General features: G+C 74.4%; 3 protein-coding genes and 1 pseudogene. 2 read left to right on the top strand and 2 right to left on the bottom strand.

Annotated elements, in window-relative coordinates; all coding sequences use genetic code 11:
- Positions 1-305 (bottom strand): GntR family transcriptional regulator (locus ACFV5N_RS26885; protein ID WP_385604861.1); only part of this gene is annotated, 305 nt, incomplete at its 3' end.
- A 129-nt stretch (positions 306-434) separates the two neighbouring features.
- On the opposite strand from ACFV5N_RS26885, the gene ACFV5N_RS26880 reads away from it, so the two are divergent.
- Positions 435-1,184, top strand: a complete 750-nt coding sequence (locus ACFV5N_RS26880) for an SDR family oxidoreductase (protein WP_385604858.1) — start codon at positions 435-437, stop codon at positions 1,182-1,184.
- Positions 1,185-1,217: 33 nt separating this feature from the next.
- On the opposite strand, the gene sigJ is transcribed toward ACFV5N_RS26880, so the two are convergent.
- Positions 1,218-2,156 carry an RNA polymerase sigma factor SigJ gene (gene sigJ / locus ACFV5N_RS26875; RefSeq protein WP_385604855.1) on the bottom strand — a complete coding sequence of 313 codons (939 nt, stop codon included), beginning with the start codon at positions 2,154-2,156 and terminating at the stop codon, positions 1,218-1,220.
- A 160-nt stretch (positions 2,157-2,316) separates the two neighbouring features.
- On the opposite strand from sigJ, the pseudogene ACFV5N_RS26870 reads away from it, so the two are divergent.
- Positions 2,317-2,562, top strand: a pseudogene (locus ACFV5N_RS26870) (GNAT family N-acetyltransferase); the annotation flags it as partial.

The following is a 2,562-nucleotide window of genomic DNA, read 5'->3' as shown; positions in this document are numbered from 1 at the left end:
GGGACGGTCGAGGGGGCGGGGGGCCGGCGGGGCCTCGGTTGCGGGGTGGGGCTTTCACCAACCCCGTCGGGGGGCGGGGCCACGGTGGTGCCCACGCCGCGGCGGCGCTGGAGACGGCCCTCCAGCTCCAGTTGTTCCAGGGCCTGGCGCAGGGTGGCCCGGGCCACGCCGTAACGGGCGGCCAGCGCACGTTCGTTGGGCAGCACCTCGCCCACCGAGAACTCGGTGTCCAGCGCCTCGGTGAGCAGGGTGCGCAGGTGCCAGTACTTGGGCTCCGGCTCCTGCCGCCAGTCCCTGGTGTCCACTGTCGCCTCCCCGAACCGCGCGATTATGAAAGGTTGTTGCGTATATGCCCGGACCCTAGGCCGGAGCGCCGACTTGGTCAAGACCAATAGGTCAAGCGCGGTACCGAGGTACCTCGTTACAGTCGGGGTATGAAACAGCACGTCACCGTCGTCACCGGAGGCGGCCGGGGCATCGGCGCCGCCGTCGCCGTCCGCCTCGCCCGGGCCGGGCACCACGTCGTCATCGGCTACGCACACGACACCGAGGCGGCCGAGTCCACCGCGGCCCGGGTGGAGGAGGCCGGCGCCCGCGCCCACACCGTCCGTCTCGACACCGCCGATCCCGCGCAGGTCGACCGGCTCTTCGACTCCGCCGCCGCGGCCTTCGGCCCGGTCACCGGGGTGGTGTGCAACGCCGGGATCACCGGTCCGCTCGGCCGCTTCACCGAGACCGACCCCGAGGTGATGCGCCGGGTCGTGGAGGTCAATGTGCTGGGCACCCTGTGGTGCGCCCGGCGCGCGGCCCGCGACATGTCCACCCGCCACGGGGGCGCGGGCGGCGCCGTCGTCACCATCTCCTCGGGCGCCGCCACCCTCGGCAGCCCCGGCGAGTACGTGCACTACGCGGCGACCAAGGCCGCCGTGGACACCCTGGCGGTGGGCCTGGCCAAGGAACTGGCCCCGGACGGGGTACGGGTCAACTCCGTGCAGCCCGGCATGATCGTCACCGGTATGCACGCCGCCATGGGCGACCCCCAGCGCCCCTGGCGCAAGGCCGACCGGGTCCCGATGGGCCGCCCCGGGGAGCCCGAGGAGGTGGCGGGCGCCGTCGCCTGGCTGCTGTCGGACGAGGCCTCCTACACCACCGGCGCGGTCCTGCGGGTCTCCGGCGGCCTGTGACCGCCCGCCGGGACGGTGGCCGGAGCCGGTGGTTCAGTCCCCGGCCACCCCGGCCACCCCGGCCAGATGCCGCAGCTTGTCCGGGTTCGCCTGGAGATAGACGCGCTGCACCAGACCGTCCGCGACCTCCAGTTGGAACACCGAGTGCGGTACTCCCCCGCTGGTGATCAGCAGCGCCGGACCGCCGTTCAGCTCCACCGGCCGGATCGCGAACTCCGCCGGCGGATGCCCGGCGATCCCGGTGAAGAACCGGCCGGCCTTGCGCGCGTCCGCGATGACCCGCAGCGGCGCCTTGCCCCGGCCGCCACCGTCCCCGACCACCTGCACACCGGTGGCCAGCAGCGCCAGCAGCCCGTCCAGATCGCCCTGGGTGGCCGCCGCGAGGAAACGTTCCGTCAGATCCCGCCGCTGCACCGGATCCACCGCGAACCGGGGCCGCCGCTCCGCGACATGATGCCGCGCCCGCCCCGCCAGCTGCCGTACCGCCGCCTCGCCGCGCCCCAGCACCTCGGCGATCTCCCGGTACGGGAACCCGAACGCCTCCCGCAGCACGAACACCGCGCGCTCCAGCGGACTGAGCGACTCCAGCACCACCAGCACCGCGAGCGACACCGACTCCGCGCGCAGCGCGGGCCCCGCCGCGTCCCCCGCCTCGGCGGCACCGGGCGCCCCGGCCGGGACCGTGGCGTACGCCGTGGGCAGCGGCTCCGGCAGCCAGTTGCCCGGATAGGTCTCGCGCGCCTCGCGCAGCCGGTGCAGCCTCTCCACCGCCAGCCGGGTGGTGATCCGGACCAGATAGGCCCGCGGGTGCCGCACCTCCTCGCCCCGGGCGCCCGACCAGCGCAGCCAGGTCTCCTGCACGATGTCCTCGGCGTCGGCCACGGCGCCCAGCATGCGGTAGGCCACGCCGAACAGCAGACCGCGGTGCTCCTCGAAGATCTCCAGCGCGTCCTCGTCCACGCCGGCCAGCATCCCATCCCGGGACGCGGGAAACGCGCCCGCACCGGGTTACGCTCGGAGCATGGCATGGGGGCCCGGCCGAGCGAAGGCCGCAATTACCACCGAAGCATCCTTAACCCCGCGGTCACAGGACGTTCGTGGCCGGGCAACACCGGGGAGGGACAGTGGTCCCATGGCTGACTCCTCACTTCAGCGCACCATCGTCCGGTCGGTGGACCCGGTGGGGCCCGGCGACCTCGCCGCCGCGCTGGAGCTGCACGCCCGCTGCTCGACCGCGACCCTGCGCGAGCGCTACCACGGCCTGACCGACCGGGCGGAGGCCGACCGGCTGCTGCCGCATCTGCTCAGCCACCGGTTCGGACACAGCGTGGCCGCCCGCGACCGCGACGGCGCGCTGGCCGGACTCGGCCAGCTGCTG

The organism is Streptomyces sp. NPDC059853, assembly GCF_042731495.1.
Classification (GTDB): Bacteria; Actinomycetota; Actinomycetes; order Streptomycetales; family Streptomycetaceae; genus Streptomyces.
The sequence above is the reverse complement of the archived record's forward strand: the minus strand, read 5'-3'. Positions and strand labels throughout refer to the sequence as shown.